Annotated in this window: 21 protein-coding genes; 10 read left to right on the forward strand and 11 right to left on the reverse strand. The window is 43.5% G+C overall.

The genetic code is table 11. The features are described from left to right. Nucleotides 1-26: 26 nt before the first annotated feature. The 8 genes from QVO88_RS03580 to dusB form a co-directional block, all read right to left on the reverse strand. Nucleotides 27-1,022: a diacylglycerol kinase family protein gene (locus QVO88_RS03580; RefSeq protein WP_022287154.1), complete on the reverse strand. Its 996-nt coding sequence runs from the start codon at nucleotides 1,020-1,022 to the stop codon at nucleotides 27-29. Between the two features lie 325 nt (nucleotides 1,023-1,347). Then, nucleotides 1,348-3,903, reverse strand: a complete 2,556-nt coding sequence (gene polA / locus QVO88_RS03585) for a DNA polymerase I (RefSeq protein ID WP_022287155.1) — start codon at nucleotides 3,901-3,903, stop codon at nucleotides 1,348-1,350. Then, nucleotides 3,900-4,361, reverse strand: a complete 462-nt coding sequence (locus tag QVO88_RS03590) for a transposase (RefSeq protein WP_288177755.1) — start codon at nucleotides 4,359-4,361, stop codon at nucleotides 3,900-3,902. Before QVO88_RS03590 ends, polA begins: the two co-directional genes overlap by 4 nt. Beyond that, nucleotides 4,340-5,029, reverse strand: a complete 690-nt coding sequence (locus QVO88_RS03595) for a tRNA1(Val) (adenine(37)-N6)-methyltransferase (protein ID WP_022287157.1) — start codon at nucleotides 5,027-5,029, stop codon at nucleotides 4,340-4,342. The genes QVO88_RS03590 and QVO88_RS03595 overlap by 22 nt, the downstream gene beginning before the upstream one ends. Next, entirely contained in the window at nucleotides 5,019-5,471 is a 453-nt protein-coding gene (gene rimI, locus QVO88_RS03600) for a ribosomal protein S18-alanine N-acetyltransferase (RefSeq protein ID WP_022287158.1), read from the reverse strand. Before rimI ends, QVO88_RS03595 begins: the two co-directional genes overlap by 11 nt. Nucleotides 5,472-5,481: 10 nt before the next feature. Next, entirely contained in the window at nucleotides 5,482-6,105 is a 624-nt protein-coding gene (locus tag QVO88_RS03605) for a class I SAM-dependent methyltransferase (protein WP_022287159.1), read from the reverse strand. 123 nt (nucleotides 6,106-6,228) lie between these two features. Further along, on the reverse strand, nucleotides 6,229-7,053 hold the full coding sequence (gene rsmI / locus QVO88_RS03610) for a 16S rRNA (cytidine(1402)-2'-O)-methyltransferase (RefSeq protein WP_022287160.1): 825 nt from the start codon (nucleotides 7,051-7,053) through the stop codon (nucleotides 6,229-6,231). A gap of 3 nt (nucleotides 7,054-7,056) precedes the next feature. Further along, complete coding sequence (dusB, locus tag QVO88_RS03615; RefSeq protein ID WP_022287161.1) at nucleotides 7,057-8,037, reverse strand: tRNA dihydrouridine synthase DusB; 981 nt, start codon at nucleotides 8,035-8,037, stop codon at nucleotides 7,057-7,059. A 202-nt stretch (nucleotides 8,038-8,239) separates the two neighbouring features. On the opposite strand from dusB, the gene QVO88_RS03620 reads away from it, so the two are divergent. From QVO88_RS03620 to QVO88_RS03655, 9 genes are all read left to right on the forward strand, one after another. Beyond that, nucleotides 8,240-9,625, forward strand: a complete 1,386-nt coding sequence (locus QVO88_RS03620; RefSeq protein WP_022287162.1) for a glycine--tRNA ligase — start codon at nucleotides 8,240-8,242, stop codon at nucleotides 9,623-9,625. 143 nt (nucleotides 9,626-9,768) lie between these two features. Beyond that, nucleotides 9,769-10,557 (forward strand): TatD family hydrolase, encoded by a 789-nt coding sequence (locus QVO88_RS03625; protein WP_333634963.1) that lies wholly within the window; start codon nucleotides 9,769-9,771, stop codon nucleotides 10,555-10,557. Nucleotides 10,558-10,566: 9 nt separating this feature from the next. Beyond that, nucleotides 10,567-11,526 carry a glycosyltransferase family 2 protein gene (locus tag QVO88_RS03630; protein WP_022287164.1) on the forward strand — a complete coding sequence of 320 codons (960 nt, stop codon included), beginning with the start codon at nucleotides 10,567-10,569 and terminating at the stop codon, nucleotides 11,524-11,526. A 6-nt stretch (nucleotides 11,527-11,532) separates the two neighbouring features. Continuing rightward, nucleotides 11,533-12,090 (forward strand): SseB family protein, encoded by a 558-nt coding sequence (locus tag QVO88_RS03635; protein ID WP_022287165.1) that lies wholly within the window; start codon nucleotides 11,533-11,535, stop codon nucleotides 12,088-12,090. 262 nt (nucleotides 12,091-12,352) lie between these two features. Further along, the gene (locus QVO88_RS03640) at nucleotides 12,353-13,075 is read left to right on the forward strand and encodes a hypothetical protein (RefSeq protein WP_022287166.1); all 723 of its coding nucleotides are present in this window, start codon (nucleotides 12,353-12,355) and stop codon (nucleotides 13,073-13,075) included. A 77-nt stretch (nucleotides 13,076-13,152) separates the two neighbouring features. After that, nucleotides 13,153-13,629 carry a DMT family transporter gene (locus tag QVO88_RS12280; RefSeq protein ID WP_022287167.1) on the forward strand — a complete coding sequence of 159 codons (477 nt, stop codon included), beginning with the start codon at nucleotides 13,153-13,155 and terminating at the stop codon, nucleotides 13,627-13,629. 39 nt (nucleotides 13,630-13,668) lie between these two features. After that, on the forward strand, nucleotides 13,669-14,079 hold the full coding sequence (locus tag QVO88_RS12285) for a DMT family transporter (protein ID WP_369678561.1): 411 nt from the start codon (nucleotides 13,669-13,671) through the stop codon (nucleotides 14,077-14,079). Nucleotides 14,080-14,326: 247 nt separating this feature from the next. Then, entirely contained in the window at nucleotides 14,327-16,768 is a 2,442-nt protein-coding gene (locus QVO88_RS03650; RefSeq protein ID WP_022287169.1) for a YfhO family protein, read from the forward strand. Between the two features lie 21 nt (nucleotides 16,769-16,789). Continuing rightward, nucleotides 16,790-17,329, forward strand: coding sequence for an NUDIX domain-containing protein (locus tag QVO88_RS03655; RefSeq protein ID WP_022287170.1), 540 nt, complete (start codon nucleotides 16,790-16,792; stop codon nucleotides 17,327-17,329). Between the two features lie 159 nt (nucleotides 17,330-17,488). Here the strand turns inward: QVO88_RS03655 and nifJ are convergent, their stop codons facing one another. From nifJ to QVO88_RS03670, 3 genes are all read right to left on the reverse strand, one after another. Continuing rightward, nucleotides 17,489-21,058: a pyruvate:ferredoxin (flavodoxin) oxidoreductase gene (gene nifJ / locus QVO88_RS03660; RefSeq protein ID WP_022287171.1), complete on the reverse strand. Its 3,570-nt coding sequence runs from the start codon at nucleotides 21,056-21,058 to the stop codon at nucleotides 17,489-17,491. A gap of 340 nt (nucleotides 21,059-21,398) precedes the next feature. Further along, nucleotides 21,399-22,313, reverse strand: coding sequence for a ParB/RepB/Spo0J family partition protein (locus tag QVO88_RS03665; protein ID WP_022287172.1), 915 nt, complete (start codon nucleotides 22,311-22,313; stop codon nucleotides 21,399-21,401). Between the two features lie 57 nt (nucleotides 22,314-22,370). Continuing rightward, on the reverse strand, nucleotides 22,371-23,162 hold the full coding sequence (locus QVO88_RS03670) for a ParA family protein (RefSeq protein ID WP_022287173.1): 792 nt from the start codon (nucleotides 23,160-23,162) through the stop codon (nucleotides 22,371-22,373). A 286-nt stretch (nucleotides 23,163-23,448) separates the two neighbouring features. On the opposite strand from QVO88_RS03670, the gene QVO88_RS03675 reads away from it, so the two are divergent. Then, complete coding sequence (locus tag QVO88_RS03675; protein ID WP_022287174.1) at nucleotides 23,449-24,315, forward strand: ParB/RepB/Spo0J family partition protein; 867 nt, start codon at nucleotides 23,449-23,451, stop codon at nucleotides 24,313-24,315. The last annotated feature ends 51 nt before the right edge of the window (nucleotides 24,316-24,366 follow it).

The raw sequence follows: 24,366 nt of genomic DNA on the forward strand, positions 1-24,366 counted from the left end.
ATCAAAGTCCGCCCCTACAAAACAGCTTAATCTTCTATCTCATACTGATCTTCAATGACAACAGGGTGACCGTCCTCGGTCATTATCATATCTCCTGCACTGCACTGAACAGCCGTTTGCTCTGCGGTTATGTCATTGGGTTTGAGTTTGAATCTTATTGCCTGCTTGCAGTTTTCTATCTCAACATATGTATGCTTTCCGCCTGACTCTCCGTCCAGCGTCCAAGGCACTTCGTTCACGCTTGTGAATGTGACCTTTGAGGTCTTGAAAGTCACAAAATGCTTATCGTTGAGCTTATTAAGCACTGCTTCATTTATGGTGTTGCTCAGCTCGATAGCGTTCTTAGGTGTCTTTACCAAGACCACTTCAAATAGTCCGTCATCAAAGCACACCCCGGAAGCGATAAGCTTTTTCATTCCGCCCACTGAGATAGTGTTTGAGATAAGACCGAGTATAAAGCTTCCTTCTATTACCTCGCCGTCATGCTCCACTCTCATTTGCTGACCTGTTATCTTTGAAAGCCTTTTTATCCCCTCAGCCACATATGCGGCATGACCAAACTTGTTTTTCAGCGTTTGTGAGGTTTCATAAGAAACGTCAGTGAAAGCGCCAAAGCCTGCTACATACACAAAATACTGACCGTTGAACTTACCAACGTCATAATCAAAATACACGCCGTCAACTATCTCCCTTGCGGCGTCAAGCATTTTTTTCGGTATGCTCAAAGACTGAGCACAATCATTTGTTGAACCGGCAGGAATATATCCAAGCGGTATTTTCTTATCAAATGTCATCATTGCCTTGACAGCCTCAGACAATGTTCCGTCACCGCCTGATATGACTATCATATCATAATCCTGACCGCACTTGCAAAGCTTGTTATAGCCGTCAAGCTTAGCCTGCGTAGGGTAGGTGACTACCTCATAGCCGCCCTTTGTAAAAATATCCACAATGTCGCAAAGGTTATCTTTTATCTGTCCCTTGCCAGCATGGGGGTTGAACACAAAAAGCAATTTTTTCATTTTCCCAGCCCCTTTTCGTTTTTCAAATTCCTATTATTCTACTTTTTATCTATCTTTCTTACACACTTTTTACATAGAAAATTATACCACAAATTTCACAAAAGTCAAGTATTATTGTGACAGCCGTCAAAAAGTCGTCAACAATCACAAACAAATTGTCAGCCAAACCACGAAGGTGACAAAGATAATAAGGGCAAAACATATAAAATAAGCAATATGGATAAACGGGTGATCACTGTTCGCCCCTACATATAGAAATCAAGATCATCGCCGCAGGCGATACCTTAATTCCTCATTCCTCACTCCTCATTCCTCACTAAAAAAATCAGTCTTTCGCCTCATACCAGCTTCTGCCGCTGTTTACGTCCACTGTCATTGGCACAGCAAGCTTTACAGCGTTCTCCATTTCATCTTTGAGTATCTTTTCGGCTCTATCCTTGTCTTTTTCAGCCGCTTCTATAATAAGCTCGTCATGCACCTGCAAAATAAGTCTTGCGTCAAGATCTTCTTCTCTAAGCTTTTTGTATACTCTTACCATTGCTATCTTTATGATATCAGCCGCAGCACCTTGGATAGGTGCGTTCATTGCCGCCCTCTTTCCAAAAGCCTGCAAGACCTTGTTTGAAGCAGAAAGCTCAGGGATATATCTTCTTCTGCCGAAAAGGGTGGTGACATAGCCGTTTTTTATGCCGTAATCAACTGTCTTATCCATAAATTCAGATACTTTCGGGAAGTTGTCAAGATAATTCTTGATGTATCTTTTTGCTTCCGCTACCGTTACGCCGATATCCTTTGACAGAGAAAATGCACCTATGCCATAGATTATACCAAAGTTTACAGCCTTTGCCGCACTTCTCATTTCAGGGGTGACAAAATCCTCGGGGATATCAAAGACCTGTGCCGCCGTTGAGGTATGGATATCTCTGCCCTCTGAGAAAGCTTCCTGCATATTTTTGTCACCGCACACGGAAGCAAGCACTCTAAGCTCGATCTGGCTGTAGTCAGCGTCAAGAAGAGTATAGCCGTCCTCGGCAACAAAGAATTTACGCATATTCCTGCCTATCTCTTTTCTCACGGGGATATTTTGCATATTAGGCTCGGTGGAAGATATCCTTCCTGTTCTTGTTTCGGTCTGCTTGAAAACAGAATGGACTCTGCCGTCAGGGTGGATAAGCTTCAAAAGTCCGTCAACATAGGTGGAATTGAGCTTTGTGAGGGTGCGGTACTCAACGATAAGAGGCACGATAGGGTGCTTGTCCATAAGGCTTTCAAGAACGTCCGCATTAGTGGAATAGCCCGACTTTGTTTTCTTCTTTGCAGGCAGACCTAAGTCCTCGAAAAGCACCTCCCCAAGCTGTTTTGTGGAGGCTATATTGAACTCCTTGCCTGCATACATATATATCTGCGAGGTAAGCTCGTCTATCTTTATTTTCAAGTCCTCACCGAAAGCCTTTATGCCCTCTGCGTCAGCCTTTACACCGTAAAACTCCATTGAAGCAAGCACTTCGCAAAGTGGCATTTCGATATCGTCGAATAGCTTTGTCATTTCTGTCATTTCAAGCTGTTTTTTCAGATTTTCACTAAGAGCAGGCAGGCTTGAAAGGTCTGCATATTCCCCCATATCAGAGCGGTAAAGGCACTTATATGAAAGACAAAGATTTTCCGCTGTATACTCGCTTGACTGTGAATTGAGAAGATATCCTGCAAGGTCGCAGCAGAAAGTGAGGTTTTCAAGGTGAGTGCCATTTGAGAACGCAAACTTATGGGCAGTTTTGCCCTCAAAGGTTATTTTTTTGCAGGCTGTTCCCATGAAAGCTGTGATAATTGCATTGTCCTCGGTGGTGTAGATAACATCGTTACAGAGGATAGAAAGCTTATTGTCGGCAAAGATAAAATACACTGTTTTGTCCTTGCCGAGAACAGATATAACGCTCTCATCAAGTGGCTTGACCTCAAACTTAGGCAGGTCGGAAAGCTTTAGCTTGCTTTCCTGCACTGCGCTGTCAGCGCTTTCCACAGCTTTTCCGCTAAGACCCAATCTGTCTATAAGGCGCATCATTTCAAGGTCGGCAAGGAGAGCCTTTGTTTTCTCGGTATCAACCTCGCCCAGCTTATAAAACTCTGTAGCTTTATCAACAGGGGCTTCAAGACATATTTCGGCAAGGAAACGGCTGTCTATAGCGTCCTGATGACCATTTTCAAGCTTTGTGCGCACAGACGGGGTAAGCTTGATATCTGCGAGGTGTTCATAAAGGGTCTTGACATCGCCCTCCTGCTTGATAAGGGAAAGTGCGGTCTTTTCGCCAATGCCCTTTACGCCTGAGATATTGTCTGAGGTATCTCCCATAAGAGCCTTTACCTCGATCATTTGGCGAGGGGTAACGCCGTATTCTTCCATTATCCTGTCAGGGGTATATATCTTTGTTTCCTTTGTGGTGGCAAGGCGCACTGTCACACGGTCGGAAACGAGCTGAAAGCTGTCCCTGTCACCAGTGAGGATATAGCACTCGTTGCCTGAATCTGCGGCGGCTTTTGAGAGCGTACCGAGAATATCGTCTGCTTCATAGCCCTCGCACTGTACTATCTTTATACCAAGGTCGCCCAAAAGCTCTTTTATCACAGGCATTTGCTGAGCAAGCTCCTCAGGCATACCCTTTCGGTTGGCTTTGTATGCGGCATTCGCCTTGTGTCTGAAAGTAGGGGCTTTAAGGTCGAAAGCCACTGCCACGCAGTCAGGCTTTACCTCACCTATCTCCTTGAGGTAAATATTCATAAACCCCGTAAGGGCATTCGTGAACTGTCCCTTTGAATTTGACAGCAGCTTTATTCCGTAAAAAGCCCTGTTCATTATGCTGTTTCCGTCTATGGCTAGTAGTTTCATTCTAGTCCAAGCACCTCCGCTTTATTGTTCTCATTTCTTGGATTATACTCGTCAACGTCCCACTTGAAAGGGTTATTGTGTATGTATTTTGAAATTGCTATATATTCTTTTTGGTTTCTGATGATATGGTCATAATATGAACGCTGAAAAATATTAAAACCAATATCCTTATTTATAAATCTTTTCAACATTGACACATACTGTGGAACTATCTCGTTTGTAGGGGACGGCGCCCTCGACGTCCCGCTGACTCCCGCACCGATTTTCAGTATAAAATGGATATGATTTGGCATTATGACATATTGCAATATCTTTTTGTCATCATAGACACTGTTTGCTCTGTGGATATTATCTCTGATAATTTTACCAAAGCTTGAAAGATAGACCTTTCCGACAGCGTGTGCGCAACATAACGGGACGTCGGGGGCGCCGTCCCCTACATCTGTTGCCCACAACAACTCGTTTTTATCAAATACAACGGCTTTTCTATCTGCACAAAAGGCTTTCCGCCCTTTTTGCCCTCAACGAGAATAAGCCATGGGGGACACTCTGGGTTTTTGTGAACTGTCCGCAAACGCTTCGGCTCGATGCCGCTGGCTCTCATTGCCACCATTATATCGCATAGGCGCTCGGGGCGGTTGCATATGCAAAGCCTGCCACCGAATTTCAGATTTTTCTTTGCACATCTGCACACGTCATCAATAGTGCAGAGCATTTCATGGCGTGCAATAGAAACCGCTTCTCTGTCATTCTTCGCACCTGTGTTGTTTATCTTGTAAGGCGGATTGCAGGTGATAAGGTCAAGCTCTTTTTCGCTTCGCCAATCATTCAAGTCGCCCAAAACAGGCTGGATAGTGTCTATTTTCGACCTCTCAAGAGATACTTTAAGCTGTTCGTGAGCCTTTTCCTGTATCTCAACAGCATATATCTTCTGTGGCTTGTAAAATTTGTGCAGAAGAAGCGCTATTATGCCGCTTCCTGTGCAAAGGTCTGCGCAGATATCCTTGTGCCGTCCTGCTGAAAAATCCGCAAGCAGAAAAGCGTCAGTACCAAAGCGGTGTTCGTCAGATATACATATCTCAATGCCCTCGCCCAAGGACTCAAATGTAAAATCGTTATATGTCATTTATTTCTCCATTTTCAGTGGGTTGAAGTGCCATTAAAACAGCATTTTCCGTGGGGGCGGTGTAGAAATTTTTTCTCATGCCTACCCTCTCAAAGCCCTGCTTTTCGTAAAATTGTATAGCCCCAAGGTTTGATTCCCGCACTTCAAGATACCATTTTTCAGCCTTTGCGGCATTGTATGCGCTGTCAAAAAGGGCTTTTGCAATGCCCATTCTGCGGAACTTCTCCAAAACGCCTATATTGTTTATCTCAGCTTCTCCGCAAACGCACCACACGCTTATAAAGCCTGCGGCTTCGCCATTACAAAGGGCAAGAAACGATATATCGTCAGGGTTTGAAAGCTGTTTTTTGTAGGTTTCAAAACTCCAAGCTTCGGGCAGAATTTTCGCCGCAGTTTGTGAAAAAAGCTGTACGTTTTCCTCTGAAAGAGGCACAATGGTCACATCTGCCACCTTATTCGCCCTCTATTTTCGTGCCAATAAGGCAATACGCTTTGCAGTCGCTCAGAATTTTGACTTTTACATCATGGAAGCCACGCTCTCTAGCCATTGAACGCACCTGCTGAGGAGTGAACTTGTCAAAACCTGTGTCGCAGTACGGGAGCTTATCAAGGTAGCCCTTTGTATAGAATGTGCAGATAAAATTGCCGCCGTCTTTGAGAACTCGCCTTACCTCGTCAAGAACTTTTGCGGTGTCCTCCCAGAAATAAATGGTGTTCACAGTGTAAACAGTGTCAAAAAAATCGTCATTATAAGGAAGCTCCTCAGCTTTTCCCTGCTGTAAGATCACCTTGTTGGTATTCACTCCGTCACGGTTTTCTCGCTTGGCTTTTTCCACCATATCCGCAGAAATATCGACTCCATAGAACTTAGCGTTTATATTCTTGCTAAGCTTTTTGATAGTCACACCGTTTCCAAAGCCTATATCCAATATCCTTGCACCGTCAAGCTTGCAGACAAATTTTTTCACCGCTCTGTAGTGCTCTGCATTGAAAAAATTCATGAATTTTGCACAGGCTATACCGCCCAATCCCTCTGGGTCGGCACACTGTCCGCCGATGTATTCTTTTATGCTCATAAAATCACCTCAAAAAATCTAAATTAATATATAATATACAAATTGCGAAAGCCAACGGGCGAACAATGTTCGCCCCTACGAGAAATGATAATCGCCGCAGGCGATACCTTAATTCCTCATTCCTCATTTAAACAAGTGTCCGTAAAGCTCCCCCTTAGAAAATCCCGTCGCCTTTGCTATCTCACGGCAAGCGTCAGCTCCACGCATACCCTTTTCCACAAGGGATCTTACTTGTTCCAAAGCTTCCTCTATATTCTCCGCAGGGCAAAGCTCGTCCTCTTTTGCACCCTCGATAACAAGCACAAATTCGCCCTTTGGCTTGTTGGCTTCATAATACTCCACAGCCTGCGCAAGAGTGGTGCGGAAAACTTCTTCGTGTATCTTTGTAAGCTCCCTGCAAAGAGATATTCTTCTGTCACCGAAATATTCCAGCATATCCTTCAAAGTGTAGATGAGCTTGTGGGGCGCTTCATAGAAAATAAGAGTGTTCGTGCAGTTTTTTACCGAGGCAAGATGATTTAATCTTTGCTTCTTGGTGGTTGACAAAAAGCCCTCGAACTGAAATCTTGCAGTGTCAAGTCCGCTTATGGCAAGTGCTGATACCACCGCTGACGGACCTGGTACTACCTCCACTTTCACACCGTTTTCAGCGCACAGCTTTACAAGCAGCTCCCCAGGGTCTGAAATGCAGGGCATACCGGCGTCTGTGACGATAGCGGCGTTCTCGCCTGCCATTATCCTGTTCAAAATGCTCTCGCCCACCTGTTTTGCATTGTGTTCGTGATAACTCACAAGTGGCGTTTTTATGTCAAAATAATTGAGAAGCTTTGCGGTAACTCTTGTGTCCTCGGCACAGATAAAATCAGCCTTTTCTAGGGTCTCAACTGCACGGTATGTCATATCTCCAAGGTTGCCTATAGGCGTTCCTACTACGGATAAAATTCCCATTGTTTATTCTCCTAACTCGTTTGCAAGTATGTGGTCTATCATCTCATAAAGGTCAGAAATGGTATTAAGCCCACCGCACTGCGCTCTTAGCCTTGCAGAGCCTTTCAGCCCTTTAACATACCATGCGCAGTTTTTTCTGGCTTCTTTCATGCCCTGACGTTCGCCCTTGTATTTGCATATAAGCTCGCAGTGCTTTTTCATCACTGCCATTTTTTCTTCTATGCTCACCTCAGGAAGCTTTTCCCCTGTTTCAAGATAATGCTTCACGTCACGGAAAACCCATGGTCTGCCATAGCTTCCTCTGCCTATCATCACAAGGTCACAGCCAGTCTGCTCATACATTGCCTTTGCGCTTTCTCCGTCAACAACGTCACCGTTTCCGATAACAGGTATCTTCACAGCCCCTTTTACCTGCTTTATTATATCCCAATCGGCTTTGCCTGAATAAAACTGCGTTCTCGTCCTGCCGTGACAGGTGACGGCGCTTGCCCCTGCCTGCTCCATGAGCTTTGCAAACTCCACTGCATTTATGCTGTTTTCGTCCCAGCCTGCACGAAATTTCACTGTAACGGGGCAGTTTGCGTTTTTTACCACCTCTCTGCATATCTCTGCCGCTGTGTCAGGAAGCTTCATAAGTGCAGAGCCACTGCCGTTGCCGACTATCTTAGGCACAGGACAGCCCATGTTTATATCAATGATATCAGGGGAATAATCGTTGAGCTTATAAGCCGCTTTTCCCATATAATAAGGGTCTTCCCCGAAAAGCTGCAAAGCATAGGGGCGTTCCTCTTTCTCAATCTCGCAAAGACGTGCAGTCTTTTTGTCACCAAAGCACAGACCCTTCGATGATATCATTTCGCTCACAAGATATGACGCACCATACTCTTTGCACATAAGGCGATATGATTTATCTGCCACCGACGCCATGGGTGCTAATGCGGCGGTCTTTTCTATTTCAACGTTTCCGATAAAAAAACTGTTCATCAAGTCAAATTCTCCTAATATGTTCCAATACATGAATAGTCATAGCGATACTATTTTATTATAGCACAATGCGTGATTTTTTGCAACGATAAAAAGCCATATAACTACACAAAGTAATAAATCGCTGAAACGCCTTGACATTTGCGGAATTTTGCTATAAAATATAATGGTAGTATTATATTTTGTATAAGGAGAATGTTTCATGAATAATTCTGAAAAAACCATGGATAAGATCGTGGCTCTCTGTAAAAACAGAGGCTTTGTATACCCTGGAAGCGAGATCTACGGCGGTCTTGCAAACACTTGGGACTACGGTCCGCTTGGCGTTGAGCTGAAAACTAACATCAAGAACGCTTGGAGAAAGAAGTTCATTCAGGAGAACAAGTACAACGTTGGTCTTGACTCCGCTATCCTTATGAATCCGCAGACTTGGGTGGCTTCAGGTCACATTGGCGGTTTCTCTGACCCTCTTATGGACTGCAAGGACTGTAAGACACGTCACAGAGCGGACAACCTTATCGAAGATTTTGACGGCACTAACGTTGCAGGCTGGACAAACGAGCAGATGATGGACTACATCAAGGAAAAGCAGATCCCATGCCCAGATTGCGGAAGCCACAACTTCACTGATATCCGTCAGTTCAACCTTATGTTCAAGACATTTCAGGGTGTAACTGAGGACTCAAAGTCTGAGCTTTATCTGCGTCCTGAAACTGCACAGGGTATCTTTGTAAACTTTGCAAATATCCAGAGAACAACAAGAAAGAAAGTACCTTTCGGTGTTGCACAGGTAGGTAAGTCATTCAGAAACGAGATCACTCCGGGTAACTTTATTTTCCGTGTTCGTGAGTTTGAGCAGATGGAGCTTGAGTTCTTCTGCAAGCCGGGCACAGACCTTGAGTGGTTCAACTACTGGAGAGGCTTCTGCAAGGATTGGCTCCTTAGCCTTAACATCAAGGAAGAAAACCTTCGTCTGAGAGATCATTCACCTGAGGAGCTTTGCTTCTATTCAAAGGCTACAACTGACTTTGAGTATCTCTTCCCATTTGGCTGGGGCGAGCTTTGGGGCGTTGCCGACAGAACTGATTATGACCTTAATCAGCACATCAAAACAAGCGGCAAGAGCCTTGATTACTTTGACCCTGAAACAAACGAGAGATACGTTCCATACGTTATCGAGCCTTCCCTTGGCGTTGAGAGATTGTTCCTGACAGTTGTTTGCGAAGCATATGACGAAGAGAACATCGGCACAGAGGAGAAGCCTGACGTTAGAACTGTTATGCGTTTCCACCCTGCACTTGCTCCTTTCAAGGCTTGTGTTCTTCCGCTTTCCAAGAAGCTCAGCGAGCAGGCAGGCGAGCTTTATGCAGAGCTTTCAAAGCACTTCCTTGTTGACTATGACGAGGCAGGTTCTATCGGTAAGAGATATCGCCGTCAGGACGAGATCGGTACACCATTCTGCATCACATATGACTTTGATTCTGTTGAGGACGGCTGTGTAACAGTAAGAGACAGAGATACAATGGAGCAGGAGCGTGTCAAGATCGACGAGCTGGTAGCTTATATCGAAAAGAAGATAGCTTTCTAGTAAAATAAAGATCTTTGCGGGCGAACGGTTTGTTCGCCCGTTTTTTATGCCCGTTTTTACAATAAAAAGCTTTACAAAATTGGCGAGTTGTGATATAATATGTTTGTATATTTTTACGAAAGGACGTCCTTGCCATAAAAAATATATTTGACTCACATTGTCACTATGACGATCACGCTTTCGATGAGGACAGATACGAAGTCCTTGACAGGCTTCTTTGCGACCCTGACTCTCCTGTAGACAAGGTCTGCCATGCCGCAACGGACGAAAGATCGTCTTTGTTCGGAATCGAAACTGCGAAAAAATATGAGAATTTCTATACCTCTGTGGGCTTTCACCCTGAGTGTATGGATACTCTTCCTGAAAATTATATGCAGGTGCTTGACGAGCTTTATTTGAAAGCCTGCTCTACTCACAAGCTTGTTGCGATTGGTGAGATAGGGCTTGACTATCATTATGAGGGATATGACAAAGAAAGACAGATAAAGCTTTTTGACAAGCAGGTGGAATATGCTGTGAAGAAAAGTCTGCCTGTTATAGTTCACTGCCGTGAAGCCACTCAGGACTGCCTTGACGTGCTGAACAAATATGCGCCGTCAGGTGTAGTTCACTGCTTTTCAGGCTCGGCGGAGACCGCAGAGATAGTGCTTGGGCTTGGTATGTATATCGGGTTTACAGGTGCGCTTGCTTTTAAAAATGCTAAAAAAGCCAAACGTGCTCTTGAAGTTGTCCCAATGGACAGGCTTCTTCTTGAAACGGACTGTCCTTATATGGCGCCCCCTCCTTACAGAGGACAGAGGTGCGAAAGCCCTATGATAGAAGAAGTGGCAAAGGTCGTGGCTGAGATAAAAAAACTCGATCCGCAGGAAGTGCTTGACATTACAAATAGAAACGCTTGCCGCCTGTTCGGGATCGAATATGAGAAAGGATAAGAGAACAAAATGAAAGAAACTATGTATGTAGTGATACCATGCTACAACGAAGAACAAATGTTGCCTATCACAGCGAAAGCGCTTATAAAAAAGCTCGATGAGCTGAAGGCAGAAGGTCGTATCGCACAGAACAGCAAGGTCATGTTCGTTGACGACGGCTCAAAGGACAAAACGTGGGAGATAATACAGAAGCTCCACGAAGCAAGCCCTGTTTTCACAGGTCTTAAACTCTCAAGAAACAAAGGTCATCAGAACGCACTGCTGGCTGGTCTTATGACGGCGAGAAACTATGCTGATATCGTTGTTTCCATGGACGCTGACTTGCAGGACGATATAAACGCTATTGACGGCTTCCTTGATAAGAGGGCAGAGGGCTGTGATATTGTTTACGGCGTTCGTTCATCGAGAGAAAAGGATACCGCTTTCAAGCGAGGAACTGCTCAGGCATATTACAAGCTTTTGGAGCATATGGGCGTTGAGATAACATATAATCACGCTGATTACAGACTTATGAGCAAAAGGGCTATAGACGCTCTGGCAGAGTTTAAGGAAGTAAATCTGTTTCTGAGAGGTCTTGTGCCTATGGTTGGCTTCAAGAGCGACATCGTTAAGTATGTAAGAAACGAGCGTGTGGCGGGCGAATCTAAATATCCGCTGAAAAAAATGCTTTCTTTTGCAGTTGAGGGAATAACCTCTCTTTCTGTAAAGCCTATAAGATTTATCACCACTATCGGTATAATAGTATTTTTAGTATCACTTATAATGCTTATATATTTCCTTATAACATGGGCAGTGGGGCACACCGTTCAGGGCTGGGCTTCAACTATCACGTCTATATGGGCGATAGGCGGACTTCAGCTTTTGGCTATAGGCATTATCGGAGAATATATAGGCAAGATCTATTTGGAAACAAAGGCTAGACCTAAATTTATAATCGAAACAAATCTTGAAGAAACAGACAAGGAGTAATTAAAAATGGCAGAACTCAAGGCTAACAATCAGAAACCAAATTTCGACAACAACCCTAAGCTTATAGAAGCTATCGCAGAAATGAGAAAGAATTTCTGTGCCGAAACTCAAAACAAGGTAATAAACACAGCACTTGCCTGCACATTTCTCGTGCCTGCAATGGTAGAAAAGACAACAGAGCTTGTTGCCGACGCTGAAAACCATGTTAATTTTGAGGACAAGAGCAAGGCTAAGTTCATTCTTCTCAACAACAACAAAACAAACGGCACATTTTTCCCTGTTTTCACTTCCCCGGAGGAAGCTAAGAAGCTCCAGTATGACAAGCCATTCCAGAGCTTTGCAATGAGATTTCAGGATATAGCTGCTCTCACTGAGCAGACGCCAAAGGTACAGGGATTTGTTGTAAACCCATTTGGCGAGAACCTTCCTTTCACTCAGGAAATGCTTGAGTCTATCAAGCAGACTCTCATAAGAGTAGCAAAGGAGCGCAAGGCGGCTAAAGAAGCTGCTGAAAATGGCGAAGCTCCTGACATTGCTGTTACAAACAACGAAACAGCAGAGTAAGATACTTAAGCATATCGGAGGATGGACTGTGTTCGTCCTCTTTTTTTACCTGTCTATAAAAATCTAATTACAGAAGTCCGTGTCTTATTTTTACGAAAACTATGCTTAATATGGTTGACAAAAATCATGCCGTGTGTTATAATTGTAGTAATATGGTGGGAAATAAAGCGTGTTATTTGTGCAGTGTTCACTATCACGCACCACGCAAAAGACTAAAAGATTCTGCTTTTAGAAATTTTTTTCGTGATCTGAGGGAGTATATATGGCTAACGAAACTGAGCTTGAAAAAATTGACCGTGCTGCCGAATACTTTGAAAGATATTTTGAGTTTGAGGACGCTGTAACGGTCAGCAAGGAAAACAAGGAATATCTCAAAACCTATATCCATGACAACGATTATGTTGTCAAAAACTTCAATATAAAAAATAAGATCGTTAAGTCTTTAGGCATAAGCATCGGCATTGGATTGGCGGCTTTCCTGCTGCTGTGGCTGCTCCTTGGCACAAAGCTTATTATAGTGGGCATTATTGCAGGTGCACTTATTTTTATCGGTGCAGGCATTTTCGGTATCGCACTGAATAAATATAGACTTACGGCTGCTGAACAGAAGCAGGTTGAAGTGAACGAGGGCATAAACGAACAGATAATAATGCTTGATGACAGAATAAAGCAGGTAGAACGTCAGAGAGATGATTACTACAAGGCTCTTGAAAAGAGAGTGCCTTTCATGTCACTTGACTATATGAAGAACGTTCAGCAGATAAAACAGTTTCTTGTGGACGGCAAGGCTGACACCTGCGAGGAAGCTGTGGATATGTTCGAGGAGTCGATGCTTTTACAGCAGATGACGGATATCATGACAAAGAGCGAAACTATCGAGCCTGTCAAGGACGATAAGGAACGTTTCGGCGACCCTTTGAAGATAATAAAGGAAAACAAGAAGAAACGCAAAAAGGAAAAGAAAGCAAAAAAAGACAAAAAGTAACTTTCGACCGCAGCAGCATTTTACGCCGCTGCGGTCTTTCTGTGAAGATCCACAATTTGCTATAGATAGGATAATGTATGAACGAGAAAAAAGATATTCTGACAAAAACATGGGTAGTGGCTGTTCTTGCGTCCATATGCTGTATGCTGTGGGGAAGTGCATTTTCCTGTGTGAAAATAGGCTACAGCCTTATGAACATAACCACCAATGACAGCGGTTCGCAGCTTGTGTTTGGGGGCATAAGATTTTTTGTGGCAGGGCTAATGGCTCTTGCCATGGGAAGCGGAGCGGAGAGAAAAATTCTCCTGCCAACAAAGACTTCCATACCAAAGATCATGATAATAAGCCTTTTTCAGACAATTTTGCAGTATTTTTTCTACTACATAGGTCTAGCCCACACAACGGGAGTAAAGGCAGCGATAATAGTTGGGGCGAACGTTTTTATTGCGATACTTGTGTCATCGCTTTTATACAAGCTTGAAAAGCTCACCGCTGTGAAGATAGCAGGCTGTATACTGGGATTTTCGGGTATCATTGTTATAAATCTCGGGTGACTTTCGGGGGTAAGCTTCAATTTTCTCGGGGACGGATTTATTTTTCTTTGCACCTGTGCATACGCTTTTTCATCGGTGTATATGAAGCGCTATTCCGAAACAGAAGACCCTGTTATGCTTAGCGGCTGGCAGTTCGTTTTCGGTGGAGCAGTTCTCACTGTCATAGGCTTTTTAATGGGCGGCAGGCTTGGTCACATGAGCGCAAAGGCTTTTTTGATGCTTTTGTATCTTGCCTTTGTATCAGCAGCGGCATATTCTCTGTGGGCGGTGCTTTTGAAGCACAACCCTGTTTCAAAGGTGGCGATTTTCGGCTTTATGAACCCTGTGTGCGGAGTGCTGCTTTCAACTATCCTGCTTGATGAAAAAGGCATTTTTGGCGTTCAGGGGATAGCTGCACTTATCCTTGTATGCTCGGGTATCTTCATTGTTCAGAGAAAAGGGAACAAATAATATTGTAACTATGCTCATATGCTTTTGCATATTCACGTTGTTTGTATGTAGGGGCGAACAGTGTTCGCCCGTTGATTTGACATTTTTGCAACGGACTGGCTCATGTGCTTATTGCATATGAGCTTTTTTATTCAAAATCGTTCTAAAGACTGTTTAAAATGTTGATTTTTATATGTAGCTGTGTTATAATGAATTGTGTATGGTTTTTTACCAATATATTATCAGTAAAGAAAAAGAGGACAAGACAATGTTTAAGAAAAACGGACTTCTAAAAAGCCCTGACAGCAAGCCAAAAGAAAAGTATCTGCTGCTGTTTGCGGTGGCTTTTATCGGCATGATGATCTCGTTCATACCGTCTATGATAGTGAACAAGGGCATCTTTCTCTACTATGGCGACTTCAACTCACAGCAGATGATGTTCTATCAGCACTGTCATGACGCTGTTCGCAGCGGAAACATGGGCTGGGATTGGGGAACGGACTTAGGCTCGAGCTTTATAGGCTCATATGCTTTCTATCTCCTTGGCTCGCCATTTTTCTGGCTCACTACACTTTTCCCGTCAGGTGCAGTGCCTTATCTGATACCATGGCTCCTTGCGCTGAAAACGGCTATCGCCGCAATAACAGCCTACGCTTACATCAGATTTTTTGTTGACAACACAAGCGCCTGCTTTATAGGCGGTCTGCTTTACGCTTTCTCAGGCTTCCAGACCTACAACGTTTTCTTCAACCACTTCCACGACGCAACTGCTTTCTTCCCTCTCATGCTTTTAGGATTTGAACTGTTGGTTCAAAAGAACAAGAAGGGTCCGTTTGCGGTAGCGGTAGCTATATGTGCGACCATAAGCTATTTCTTCTTTGCCTGTGAGGTCGTATTCGTTATTATCTACTTCTTCCTGAGATGCCTTGACAAGGATTTTGAAATTGACATGAAGAAGTTCGGTCTGCTTATTCTTGAGGCTGTTATCGGTGTGATGATATCCGCTGTTATCTTCCTGCCGTCAGCGCTGAGCGTAATGGGTAACTACCGTGTAAACGAAAGACTTTATGGACTTGACCTTGTTATATACGGTGAAAATGTAAGAATACCAAGAATTATCCAATCGTTCTTTATGCTTTCCGATATGCCTGCAAGAATAAATATCCTTAACTCGGACAAGGCAAGATGGGCTTCAATGGCAGGCTATCTGCCTATGTTCTCAATGGCAGGCGTTATAGCGTTTATGAGAACGAGAAAGAAAGGAAAAGACAGTTGGCTTACAAAGGCTATTATCGTGTTCGGCATAATGGCTTGCGTGCCTATATTGAACTCCTCTTTCGTCCTTTTCAATGCGTCATATTATGCAAGATGGTATTATATGCCTATACTGCTTATGTGCCTTATGACAGCAAAGGTCATCGCAGAAAACAAAGACGATCTGAAAAAGGGATTTGTGCCTGTTTGTGTAGTATGTGCGATATTTATTGGCATAGGTCTGCTTCCGACAAACGAAAACGGCGTTGTATCCTATGGCAAAGTCCCTGAATATATTGAACTTTACTACATTCAGGCTATCGTTACCATAGTAATGATAATAATGCTTGGCACGCTTATATATGTGGTCGCAGAGAAGAAGCTCGACTACATGAAGATCGCTTCTGCAATGACGGCGGTTGCGGTGGTCATCTGCATGACTTCTTCTATCGTATATGGTGTAAGCCAGGGTACTGACAACACCGACTACATCAACAGAGCAATAAACGGTGGCGACAACATCAACATGGATAAGCTGGAATCTGGATCAGAGAACTACAATGCTGACAACAATTTCTACAGAATAGATACCTCAGAAAATGTTGACAACTGGTGTATGTTCTGGAAGCTTTCATCAATGAGATGCTTCCACAGCGTTGTTTCAACATCTATCATGGATTTCTACAGCTCTATCGGACAAACGAGAGATGTTGCATCAAGAATGGAAACTAAGGTCTATCCGCTAAGAAGCCTGTTTTCCGTAAAATACTATTTCAATGAACTTACTGAAAGTGAGAGAAAAGGTATCACAGAGGTATCGAAGCCTGAAACTCTTGCAAATCTCTACGGCTTTGAATATGTTGATACTCAGAACGGTTTCAACATTTACGAAAACAAATATTATGTACCAATGGGCTTCACATATGATTACTACTGCCTTGACAGCGACATTCAGAAGGCTTCAGAGGTAGACAAGACATCAATGCTCATGAAAGCCCTTGTGCTTACCCCTGAGCAGGCTGCAAAATACAATAATATCCTCAGCTACTACAGCTTTAAGGGTACCGACTACTCAACAGATCAGTATTATCAGAACTGCCTTGACAGACGTGCAAACAGTTGTTCATCATTCAGTTATGATTCTTATGGTTTCAACGCCAAGATCGACCTTGACAAGGATAACCTTGTGTTCTTCTCAGTTCCATATGATGACGGCTGGAGCGCAAAGGTGAATGGTCAGGACGTGGAGATAGAAAAGGTGGATTACGGCTTTATGGCTGTTCTTTGTCCTGCGGGTTCAAACGACATCCAGTTCACCTACGAAACAAAGGGTCTTTTCTGGGGCAAGGTAATAACAGCCGTTGGCTTCGGCTCGCTTATCGTTTACCTTGGCGCAGTGAGATTTACAGGCAGAAAGAAAAAAGAAGAAGCTCAGCCTGTTGAAAAGAACGCATAAACCTGAAAGGGAGGATATAAAATGTATCAGAACGAAAAAACTATCAGTGAAAAAGAGATATACAAGGGCAGGGTCGTTCACCTGACTTGTGATGAAGTGGAGCTTGAAAACGGCTACAAGACGCTTAGAGAGGTCATTCATCACCCCGGCGGAGTTTGCATCGTTGCTCTTGACGAGGACGAGAATGTTTATTTTGTGAAGCAGTTCCGCTATCCTTTTAAGACCGCACTTATGGAGATACCTGCAGGAAAGCTTGAATACGGTGAAGATCATTTGGAGTGCGGAAGGCGTGAGCTTAAAGAGGAGATAGGTGCAACGGCAGAAAAAATGACTTATCTTGGCTGTATTTATCCTACAGTGGCTTATGATACCGAGATAATCCATATGTATATGGCAGAGGGACTTGATTTCGGTGAGCAGCACCTTGACGAGGGCGAGTTCCTTGACGTAACAAAAATGCCTCTTGAAGAAGCTTACAAAATGGTCATGGAAAACAAACTCCCTGACGCAAAGACAACTGCGGCTATACTGAAAACTTATCTTATCAAAAAGGATATGTAGTCCATAATATTTTAACCATGCGATAAAAAAACGGTCGAACGCTGTTCGCCACTGCATATAAAAAGGGTACTGTCAACGTGGCAGTACCCTTTTTTTTGTGGTAAAAAAAGAGCGCCCACGCACCGAAGTGCATGAGCGTCTTTTTTATAGTAACTTAGATTACTTTTCCTCAGTATTGTAAAGCTTAGCGTATCTGAGCAGATAATCATATCTGTCCTTAGCGTTCTGAACAGCCTTACCAAAGAGCTTCTCAGCTCTCTCAGGATTCTGTCTAGCAAGTGCGTTGTAACGTACCTCGCCCATGATGAAGTCCTTATAGTCAGCTGTTGGAGCCTTAGAATCAAGGATAAATGGATTCTTGCCCTCTGCCTTAAGACGTGGGTCGAATCTGTACAGATGCCAGTAACCAGCCTGAACAGCCTTCTTCTCCTCTGTCTGAGCAATTGACATACCACCCTTGATACCATGGTTGATACATGGAGCATAACCGATGATGATTGAAGGACCGTGATAAGACTCAGCCTCGTGGATAGCCTTGATGCACTGATTGTAATCAGCACCCATTGCAACGTGAGCTACATATACATAGCCGTAAGACATTGCGATACCTGCGAGATCCTTCTTCTTAACTTCCTTACCAGCTGCTGCAAACTGAGCGATAGCACCTGTTGGAGTTGACTTAGATGACTGTCCGCCTGTATTTGAGTAAACCTCAGTATCGAATACGAAGATGTTTACGTCCTGACCCTGAGCAATAACGTGGTCAACGCCTGAGAATCCGATATCGTAAGCCCAGCCGTCGCCACCGAAGATCCACATTGACTTCTTTCTCAGATAGTCAGCGTCCTTAAGGATCTCCTCAGTAGCCTTATTCTTTGTCTTCTTGAGAGCTGCGATAAGGTTATCTGTAGCTGGTGAGTTCTTCTCGCCGTCGTCTACTGTTTCAAGATACTCTTCGCAAGCCTTCTTGAGAGCTGCTACCTTAGTTGTCTTAGACAGTTCAAGAACCTTAGCGATAGTTCTGTTTCTGATAGTTGACTGTGCAAGGTACATACCGTAACCATACTCAGCGTTATCCTCGAACAGTGAGTTAGCCCAAGCTGGACCCTTGCCGTCCTTGTTTACTGTGTATGGAGTTGAAGGAGCAGAACCACCCCAAATTGATGAGCAGCCTGTTGCGTTAGCAATGTACATTCTGTCACCAAAGAGCTGTGTGATGAGCTTAGCATAAGGTGTTTCACCGCAGCCTGCGCAAGCGCCTGAGAATTCAAGCAGTGGCTGCTTGAACTGTGAGCCCTTAACTGTTGTTGCCTTGAACTTCTCGAATACTTCTGGCTTTTCAGCAAGTGTAAGACCATAGTTGAATACTTCCTGCTCAGCGAGCTGAGTTTCAAGTGGCATCATGCTGAGAGCCTTGTTGCCCTTCTTACCAGGACAAACATTTACGCAAGAACCGCAGCCTGTGCAGTCCAGAGCAGACATTGTCATTACGAAGTTGTAACCAGGCATACCTGTCATAGCTACTGCCTTCTCCTGAGCAAGCTTAGGAGCCTTCTTCAGCTCAGCGTCTGTCATTACAACAGGTCTGATAACTGCGTGTGGACATACATATGAACAGAAGTTACACTGGATACAGTTGTCGCCATTCCATGCAGGAACGTCAACAGCGATACCTCTCTTCTCAAATGCAGCAGAGCCCTGTGGGAATGTGCCGTCTGCCATACCTGTGAATGTTGAAACAGGGAGCTTGTCGCCTTCCTGAGCATTGCAAGGGATCTGAATGTTGTTTACGAAGTCCTGAAGTGTCTTATCTGCGCACTTAGCGGCAGGCATACCCATTGGAGTATCCTTGCACTTCTTCCAAGATGCAGGAACCTTAACTTCGTGAACCTGCTGACATCCAGCGTCGATAGCGTCATGGTTCATCTTAACGATAGCGTCGCCCTTCTTAGAATAAGAAGCTGTAGCAGCGTCCTTCATGTACTTGATAGCGTCGTCGATAGGAATGATGTTAGCAAGCTTGAAGAATGCAGACTGAAGAACAGTGTTTATTCTGTTGCCCAGACCGATCTCCTTACCGATCTTAACGCCGTTGATCGTATAGAACTTGATGTTGTTCTCAGCGATATATCTCTTTACCTGACCTGGGAGGTGCTTATCCAGCTCTTCATGCTCCCACTGGCAGTTCAGAAGGAATGTTCCGCCTGGCTTGATATCCTGTACCATGTTGTACTTAGTGATATAAGACTCGTTATGGCAAGCAACAAAGTCAGCTTGATTGATAAGGTATGTTGACTTGATAGGTGTCTTACCGAATCTCAGGTGAGAAACTGTTACACCGCCTGACTTCTTAGAGTCATATGCAAAGTATGCCTGAGCATACAGATCTGTATGGTCACCAATGATCTTGATAGAGTTCTTGTTTGCACCAACAGTACCGTCAGCGCCAAGACCCCAGAACTTACAAGCAGTTGTGCCTGCTGGAGCAGAGTCAAGCTTGCCCTCAGTTTCGAGAGAGAGGTTTGTAACGTCATCTTCGATACCAATTGTAAATCTTGGCTTATATGTATCCTTCCAGCTTGCATTCCAGTAAACAGCCTTGATCTGTGCAGGAGTTGTATCCTTAGAACCAAGACCATATCTGCCTGAAGCGATAGCTACATCATGGAACTGTGTACCCTTAAGAGCAGCAACAACGTCAAGATAAAGAGGCTCGCCCTCAGAACCTGGCTCCTTAGTTCTGTCAAGAACTGAGATCTGCTCACAAGTTGAAGGGATAGCTTCAACGAGCTTGTCAGCACGGAAAGGTCTGTAAAGTCTAACCTTAACAAGACCGAGCTTTGTGCCTTCCTTCTCGTTGAGGTAATCAATTGTTTCTTCGATAGTGTCACAAACAGAACCCATAGCTACGATAACGTGTGTAGCGTCTGGTGCGCCGTAGTAGTTGAACAGCTTGTAGTTTGTGCCGATCTTTTCGTTTACCTTGTTCATGTAATCCTCTACGATGCCAGGGATAGCGTCATAGTATGGGTTACAAGCTTCTCTTGCCTGGAAGAAGATATCAGGGTTCTGAGCTGTACCTCTAAGTACAGGATGCTCAGGGTTAAGAGCTCTCTTTCTGAACTCCTCCACCTTCTCGAAGTCAACCATATCTCTTACGTCTTCCATATCCCATGTCTCGATCTTCTGGATCTCGTGAGATGTTCTGAATCCGTCAAAGAAGTGGATGAATGGTACTCTGCCCTCGATAGTTGAAAGGTGAGCAACAGTACCCAGGTCCATTACCTCCTGTACATTTGAAGAACAAAGCATAGCAAAACCTGTCTGACGGCAAGCATAGATGTCAGAATGGTCGCCGAAAATATTAAGTGCGTGTGAAGCTACACATCTTGCAGATACATGGATAACGCAAGGGAGAAGCTCACCTGCGATCTTATACAGGTTAGGGATCATAAGAAGAAGTCCCTGTGATGCTGTATATGTTGTTGTGAGCGCACCGGCTGCAAGTGAGCCGTGTACTGTACCTGAAGCACCTGCCTCAGACTGCATTTCTGCAAGCTTTACAGGAGTGCCAAACAGGTTTTCCTTACCCTTGGCAGCCCACTGGTCTGTTACTTCTGCCATAACAGATGATGGTGTGATTGGATAGATAGCAGCAACTTCTGTAAATGGGTATGACGCCCAAGCAGCAGCGTTGTTTCCGTCCATGGTTTTCATTTTTCTTGCCATTTTAGAATCATTCCTTTCTCGATATTTCAAGCAAAAGCTCAAAACTCAAATTTCCTTTTTAGCGTACTTTTTCAAGCACGTCTGTTTAAGGACAGCAGATATTTTCTTCAAAAGTAAGCTATAACAAACTTTCTCAGGATACATCTGTTTTAACTCTTATAGTATACCACTTATTTTTCAATTTGTAAAGACCTTTTACCACATTTTTTCTTGATTTATACGCTGTAAACCCCCTATTTTCGGTTAGTTATGACTTCCTCATATTTCAGACGTGCTGTATTACGGAGATAAAAAAAATGCCTGCCGAAACAGACATTTTTTATATATATAAATTATAAAACTAGCAGTTCATAAGAAGTTCGGCGAGGGCATTGAGTATCTTATCCACGTCAACATCAGAGCTGAATTTTACATCAAGCTTTGAGCCGCCTTTTTTATCCTCGCTTAAACTTACACGAAGCTTATCGGTAGCTTGATTTACTCTTATCTCAAACTCAGTATACATAGGATTTGTGATAGTACGCTTTATTTTCTTTTCAGCTTTTTTATTTGTTTCCAAAGCGGCGATAGCTTTTTCAAGCTCTCTTACCGTCCAGCCCTTTTCTATACACTCTGTGGCAAGCTTCTCCTGAGTATCCTTATCCGCAACGCCTGCAAGCACCTTTGCGTGACCCTCGGTGAGCTTTTTGTCACGGAGCATTTTCTGCACATTTTCGCTAAGGGAAAGAAGTCTGATAGAGTTTGCCACAGCGGAACGTGAACGTCCAACAGCTTCTGCTACCTGCTGCTGAGTAAGACCATAGGTTTCCATAAGAGTCTGATAAGCTGCGGCCTCTTCAAGAGGTGTAAGGTCTTTACGCTGGATATTTTCAATAAGGGATATCTCAGCGGCTTCAAGATCGGTAAGCTCCTTTATATAAACAGGTATCTCATCAAGTCCAGCCAGACGTGCCGCACGCCACCTGCGCTCGCCTGCAACTATCTTATATCCCCCATTGTCAAGAGGTCTTACAAGTATAGGCTGCAAAACACCATGCTGTCTGATATTTTCCGCAAGCTCATTAAGAGCGTCCTCATCGAACTCAGAACGCGGCTGATTTTTGTCAGGCTCAATAAGAGATATTCTTACTGTGAAAATGCCATTATCGCCATCATCATTTTTTACCGATTCACTATCAGATCGTGTGACCTCATCTATAGAATTATCAAAGAACAGGCTATCCAAGCCTCTGTCCATTTTGCTTTTTTTAGCCATTGTATTTTCCTTTCACATTATAACATACAATGTTCCATGTGGAACATTATTTTTTCTTTATTTTTCTTTATTCTTTGCCGCTTTTTTCTTTTCTCTTTTAGCTATTTCTTTTGCAAGATTTTCATATGCCTTTGAGCCTTTTGCCTTCTTATCATAATAAATAGCCGGCTCACCAAAGCTTGGGGCTTCCGACAAGGCAACGTTTCTCGGTATGGTAGTTTCAAAGACTTCCTTTGCAAAGTGCTTTTTGACCTCGCTTATTATCTGACCTGTTATCTTGTATCTTTCAACGCACATTGTAAACAAAATGCCCTCAATATCAAGGTCAGGATTGAAAGAAACTTTTACTCTGTTGATAGTATTGTGAAGCTCAACAAGACCCTCCAAAGAAAGAAACTCGCATTGGAGAGGGATAAGTACAGAATCAGCCGCCGCAAGTGCATTTATTGTGAGCATATCGAGAGTTGGGGGACAATCTATAAATATGTAGTCATAAAATTCTTTTGCAGGTATGAGAGCGTTGCGAAGCTTCATTGCCCTGTCCTTTTCGTTCACAAGTGACACAGAAGCACCTGAAAGATCCTGAGTTGTCGGCACAACTGAAACTCCACGGCAGGAAGTTGGCACGACAGCTTCAAATATCGAACATTCTTCAAATATTACATCAAACACTGTATTTCTGATACTTTTTTTCTTTATACCAAAGCTTGTGGTAGTATTGCCCTGTGGGTCAAAGTCAACGATCAGGACTTTTTTGCCCTTTAGTCCAAAAACCGCTGCAAGATTTACAACAGTAGTAGATTTTCCAACGCCGCCTTTCTGATTTGAAACGGCAATTATTTTCCCCATATTCTTGACCTCTTTTCTTAGTAGAATTATATCATATTTATTATACTACAATTTTTCACTTTTGAAAAGACCCTTTTACAAATTTTTTTGAAAATGTTCCACATGGAACAAATCAGATTTTTACTTTATCCGACAAAGCCCATGACAATTTAGAAAATAATACAAAGAATAAAGTATCAATATCAAAATCAAGGTCATAAAGAGCAGAAAAGTTTTCTGAATAAAATATAGAATTGAGGATCGTGAAGTGTTATGATTATTATAAAACGAAACGGAGGTATAAAATATGAGCATTTTCCCAAAAACATTAACAAAAGCTTTCAGCGAAGAAACTGACGAATCACAAAGGGCTTCACCCTATCAGACGTTAGGCAAAATAATCGACATTTCCATAGGAGAGATAAGGCCGAACCCTGTTCAGCCAAGGCGATATTTCTCACCTGCCGAACTAACAAGCCTTGCAAAAAGCATTTCTCAGGACGGTATCATACAACCTCTCACAGTGCGGCGTGTAAAAGGCACTTTTGAGCTTGTGTCAGGTGAGCGACGTTTGCGTGCGGCAAAGCTTGCAGGACTAAGGTCAGTGCCGTGTATACTTATCAATGCCACAGAGGAACGTTCGCAGGTCATTGCACTTATAGAGAATATCCAACGTTGTGACCTGAACTTTTTTGAAGAAGCCGAAGCGATCTCTCAGCTCATCACAAAATATGGCATGACTCAGGAATCTGCGGCTATTCGTCTGGGACTTGCTCAATCCACAGTTGCAAACAAACTTCGTATTCTGAAACTTAACACTGAGGAACGCAAAATAATTCTCGATAACAATATGTCAGAACGTCACGCAAGGGCTTTGCTAAAGATCACAGATAGTGACCGCAGGCTCGCTGTGTTGAACAAAGCGGCTGAAAGTGGGTGGACAGTTGACACATTGGAAAAATATATTGCCAAGCTTCTGAAAGATGATGAAAAGCGTGCAAGCTATCACAAAAGAGCGGCTATGTTAAAAGATGTTAGATTGTTTTTCAACAGTGTCAATAAGGCGATAGATGTTATGAGAATGGCAGGAGTGAACGCTGACGCAAAACGTATTGACCACGAGGATTATATCGAATATATTATAAAGATACCATCGGAGAAGCAGGCAGAATAAAATGTTCCACATGGAACAAAAAAATTGGACAGGCTCAAAAGTCTGTCCAAA

The sequence above is a fragment of the Ruminococcus sp. CAG:57 genome, from assembly GCF_000435935.1.
Lineage (GTDB): Bacteria > Bacillota > Clostridia > Oscillospirales > Ruminococcaceae > Hominimerdicola > Hominimerdicola aceti.

What these genes read in the sequence shown, in the direction of transcription:
- QVO88_RS03605 (WP_022287159.1), bottom strand. Translation starts at nt 6,105, where the DNA reads ATGAGCATAAAAGAATACATCGGCGGACAGTGTGCCGACCCAGAGGGA.
- QVO88_RS03580 (WP_022287154.1), bottom strand. Translation starts at nt 1,022, where the DNA reads ATGAAAAAATTGCTTTTTGTGTTCAACCCCCATGCTGGCAAGGGACAG.
- QVO88_RS03650 (WP_022287169.1), top strand. Translation starts at nt 14,327, where the DNA reads ATGTTTAAGAAAAACGGACTTCTAAAAAGCCCTGACAGCAAGCCAAAA.
- QVO88_RS03640 (WP_022287166.1), top strand. Translation starts at nt 12,353, where the DNA reads ATGGCTAACGAAACTGAGCTTGAAAAAATTGACCGTGCTGCCGAATAC.
- QVO88_RS03620 (WP_022287162.1), top strand. Translation starts at nt 8,240, where the DNA reads ATGAATAATTCTGAAAAAACCATGGATAAGATCGTGGCTCTCTGTAAA.
- polA (WP_022287155.1), bottom strand. Translation starts at nt 3,903, where the DNA reads ATGAAACTACTAGCCATAGACGGAAACAGCATAATGAACAGGGCTTTT.
- QVO88_RS03635 (WP_022287165.1), top strand. Translation starts at nt 11,533, where the DNA reads ATGGCAGAACTCAAGGCTAACAATCAGAAACCAAATTTCGACAACAAC.
- QVO88_RS03670 (WP_022287173.1), bottom strand. Translation starts at nt 23,162, where the DNA reads ATGGGGAAAATAATTGCCGTTTCAAATCAGAAAGGCGGCGTTGGAAAA.
- rsmI (WP_022287160.1), bottom strand. Translation starts at nt 7,053, where the DNA reads ATGGGAATTTTATCCGTAGTAGGAACGCCTATAGGCAACCTTGGAGAT.
- nifJ (WP_022287171.1), bottom strand. Translation starts at nt 21,058, where the DNA reads ATGGCAAGAAAAATGAAAACCATGGACGGAAACAACGCTGCTGCTTGG.
- QVO88_RS03665 (WP_022287172.1), bottom strand. Translation starts at nt 22,313, where the DNA reads ATGGCTAAAAAAAGCAAAATGGACAGAGGCTTGGATAGCCTGTTCTTT.
- QVO88_RS12280 (WP_022287167.1), top strand. Translation starts at nt 13,153, where the DNA reads ATGAACGAGAAAAAAGATATTCTGACAAAAACATGGGTAGTGGCTGTT.
- QVO88_RS03630 (WP_022287164.1), top strand. Translation starts at nt 10,567, where the DNA reads ATGAAAGAAACTATGTATGTAGTGATACCATGCTACAACGAAGAACAA.
- QVO88_RS03655 (WP_022287170.1), top strand. Translation starts at nt 16,790, where the DNA reads ATGTATCAGAACGAAAAAACTATCAGTGAAAAAGAGATATACAAGGGC.
- QVO88_RS03595 (WP_022287157.1), bottom strand. Translation starts at nt 5,029, where the DNA reads ATGACATATAACGATTTTACATTTGAGTCCTTGGGCGAGGGCATTGAG.
- dusB (WP_022287161.1), bottom strand. Translation starts at nt 8,037, where the DNA reads ATGAACAGTTTTTTTATCGGAAACGTTGAAATAGAAAAGACCGCCGCA.
- QVO88_RS03675 (WP_022287174.1), top strand. Translation starts at nt 23,449, where the DNA reads ATGAGCATTTTCCCAAAAACATTAACAAAAGCTTTCAGCGAAGAAACT.